Here is a 3,443-nt window from a genome sequence, read left to right on the forward strand (position 1 = left end):
CCGTGGCCGCCTCGGAAGGAGTTGCCATGGCCAAGGCAGTCGGAATCGACCTGGGCACCACCAACTCGGTGATCGCCGTGTGGGAAGGCGGTGAGTCCTCGGTCGTTCCGAACTCCGAGGGAAACCGCACCACACCGTCGGTGGTGGCCTTCACCGATACCGGTGAACGGCTGGTGGGGCAGCTCGCCCGGCGCCAGGCGATTCTCAACCCCAAGGGCACCATCTACTCGGCCAAGCGGTTCATCGGCCGCCATTACGACGAGGTGTCCGCCGAGGCCGGGGCGGTGGCCTACGACGTCGTCCCGGACGAGCAGGGCCTGGCCCGCTTCACCGTGCGCGAGAAGCTGTACTCGCCGGAGGAGATCAGTGCCCAGGTGCTGCGCAAGCTGGCCGACGACGCCGGGAAGCAGCTCGGCGAGCGGGTGACCGAGGCGGTCATCACGGTGCCCGCGTACTTCAACGACGCCCAGCGCAGCGCCACCAAGGACGCCGGTGAGATCGCCGGGCTGACCGTGCTGCGGATCATCAACGAGCCGACCGCGGCCGCCCTCGCCTACGGCCTGGACAAGAAGGGCCATGAGACGGTCCTGGTCTTCGACCTCGGCGGCGGTACCTTCGACGTATCGATCCTCGACGTCGGGGACGGGGTGGTGGAGGTCCGCTCCACCGCGGGCGACAGCCATCTGGGCGGCGACGACTTCGACCGCCGGCTGGTCGACCACCTCGCCGACAAGTTCCAGCAGGAGAACGGCATCGACCTGCGCCGGGACCCGCAGGCGCTGCAGCGGCTCTTCGAGGCCGCGGAGAAGGCCAAGACCGAGCTGAGCTCGGTGTCCCAGACCCAGGTCAGCCTGCCGTTCATCACCGCGGATGCCGCCGGTCCCAAGCATCTGACCGAGACCGTGATGCGGTCCACCTTCGAGCAGATCACCGGTGATCTGGTGGAGCGCTGTCTGGGCCCGGTGCAGCAGGCCATGGCCGACGCCAAGGCGGGCGAGAGTGACATCGACGAGGTGATCCTGGTCGGCGGCTCGACCCGGATCCCCGCCGTGCAGGCCCTGGTCCGCCGGCTGACCGGCGGCAAGGAGCCCAATATGAGTGTCAACCCGGACGAGGTCGTGGCGCTGGGCGCCGCGATCCAGGCCGGGGTGCTCAAGGGCGAGGTCAAGGACGTTCTGCTGCTCGATGTCACCCCGCTGTCGCTGGGCGTCGAGACCCGTGGCGGTGTCATGACGAAGATCATCGATCGGAACACCACCATTCCGGTGCGCCGTACCGAGACGTTCTCCACGGCCGAGGACAACCAGCAGGCCGTGGACATCGTGATCCTTCAGGGTGAGCGGGAGCGGGCGGCCGACAACCGGGTGCTGGGGCGCTTCCAGCTCACCGGTATCCGTCCGGCCTCGCGCGGTGAGCCGCAGGTGGAGGTGACCTTCGATATCGACGCCAACGGCATCCTGAATGTCACCGCCCGCGACCAGGACACCGGCAAGGAGCAGTCCGTCCAGATCAGCGAGACCGGCAACCTGGACCGCGGGGAGGTCGACCGCATGGTCCAGGAGGCGGAGCGCAACCGTGGCGAGGACCAGGCGCTGCGCGAGGCCGTGGACGCGCGCAATGAGCTGGATGCCGTCGCCTACCAGGTCGAGAAGCGCCTTTCCGATCTGGGCGACGCGGTGCCCTCGCATGAGCGGTCGCGTGCCGAGATGCTGGTCAACGACGCCCGCGACGCGGTCAGGAACGGGGCCGGTGTCGACCGGACCAGGCCGCTGGTCTCCGAGCTCCAGCAGGTCTACGCGGGTCTGGCCTCCCATGAGACGTCCGGCGCCGGTCCGGGCGCGGGCGCGGCGGGCGGCGCCCAGGACACCGGGGGCAGGGGCGGCGGAGGTGATGAGGACGTCATCGACGCCGAGTTCGACAAGGGCTGACCGACCGGCCCCGTACGACTGACCCGGCCGATACGGCGAAGGCAGAGGAAGGCTGACGGAGAGGCCGCCATGTCCACTCAACCGCAGCAGCCCGAACCGGTGCCGGAGGGCGCCGTGACGGAGCAGGAGCAGGAGCAGGACCTGCCCGCCCCGGGCACCGCGGAGGCGCGCGGCACGGGCGGGGAGGGCCCCGGCCCGGACGCGGCCGGCGGCCCCGCCGACACCGAATCCGGCGAGCAGGCCGCCGCGCTGGCGGAGCTGGACGACCGCTGGCGCCGGTCCCTGGCCGATCTGGAGAATCTGCGCAAGCGCCACACCAAAGAGCTGGAGCGGGAGCGGGCCGCCGAGCGGGCCCGTACGGCGGCGGCCCTGCTGCCCGTCATCGACAACCTCGAACTCGCCCTCTCCCACGCCGAAGCGGACCCCGGCTCGATCGTGGAGGGCGTCAAGGCCATCCGCGACCAGGCCGTGAACACCCTGGCCCAGTTGGGCTACGAGCGGCGGAGCGAGACGGGCGTGCCGTTCGACCCGGCCCGGCACGAAGTGCTCGGTGTGATCGAGGACCCCGAGGCCGAACCGGGCACCGTGGTCCAGGTCCTGCGCCCCGGCTACGGGGACCCCGGCAACCAACTCAGGCCGGTGGCCGTGGCCGTGGCGAAGCGGGAGTGAGACGGCCATGGCACGGGACTACTACGAGGTGCTCGGTGTCTCACGGGGTGCGAGCCAGGACGAGATCCAGCAGGCGTTCCGCACCCAGGCCCGCCGCCATCACCCCGATGTGAACAAGGACCCGAACGCGGAGGAGCGGTTCAAGGAGCTCAACGACGCCTACAGCGTGCTCTCCGACCCCGGCACCCGGGCCCGCTACGACCGGTTCGGCGAGGACTTCCGCAAGATCCCCGAGGACTGGGAGGAGCGCGTCGGCGCCGGGGCCCCGGGCGGTGGCTTCCACGGCTGGACGACCGCCGGCGACGGCGGCCGGGTGCGGTTCACCCGTGGCTTCGGCGAGGACGCCGGGGGCGAGGGCGTGGACTTCGAGGACCTGTTCGGCGCGTTCTTCGGCGGCGGCGCGGGGCCGGGCGCCGGACGCGTCGACATCCCCGGAGCCGACCAGGAGGCGGAACTGCCGCTCACCGTCGAGGACGCCTTCCACGGGGGCCGCCGCGGCGTCACCCTGGCCGGGGCCTCGGGGCAGCAGCGCACCTTCGAGGTGAACGTCCCGCCGGGCGTCGTCGACGGGCAGCGCATCCGGCTGGCCGGGCAGGGCGGCCGCGGCACCGGTGAGGCCCCGGCGGGGGATCTGTATCTGCGGGTGCGGATCCTGCCGCATCCGCGGTTCCGGCTGGACGGCCGGAACATCCATGTGACCCTCCCGGTCGCTCCCTGGGAGGCCGCGCTCGGCGCGACCGTCCCCGTGCCCACGCCCGGCGGCACCGCCAAGGTGACGGTCCCGCCCGGGTCCTCCAGCGGCCGCCGGCTGCGGCTGCGCGGTGAGGGCATGCCCAACCCTCGCGG

General features: G+C 71.8%; 3 protein-coding genes. All 3 read left to right on the forward strand.

Going from position 1 to position 3,443, the window contains the following annotated elements:
• The first annotated feature begins 26 nt into the window (after positions 1 to 26).
• Complete coding sequence (gene dnaK, locus J5X86_RS50000) at positions 27 to 1,928, forward strand: molecular chaperone DnaK (RefSeq protein WP_208523209.1); 1,902 nt, start codon at positions 27 to 29, stop codon at positions 1,926 to 1,928.
• Between the two features lie 69 nt (positions 1,929 to 1,997).
• Positions 1,998 to 2,597 (forward strand): nucleotide exchange factor GrpE, encoded by a 600-nt coding sequence (locus tag J5X86_RS50005; RefSeq protein WP_208523210.1) that lies wholly within the window; start codon positions 1,998 to 2,000, stop codon positions 2,595 to 2,597.
• Between the two features lie 7 nt (positions 2,598 to 2,604).
• Positions 2,605 to 3,443 (forward strand): DnaJ C-terminal domain-containing protein (locus J5X86_RS50010; RefSeq protein WP_208523211.1); only part of this gene is annotated, 839 nt, incomplete at its 3' end.

This window comes from Streptomyces sp. NEAU-YJ-81 (genome assembly GCF_017592595.1).
Lineage (GTDB): Bacteria > Actinomycetota > Actinomycetes > Streptomycetales > Streptomycetaceae > Streptomyces > Streptomyces hygroscopicus_B.

Coding starts and splice junctions, on each gene's coding strand:
- dnaK (WP_208523209.1), top strand. CDS start 27: ATGGCCAAGGCAGTCGGAATCGACCTGGGCACCACCAACTCGGTGATC.
- J5X86_RS50005 (WP_208523210.1), top strand. CDS start 1,998: ATGTCCACTCAACCGCAGCAGCCCGAACCGGTGCCGGAGGGCGCCGTG.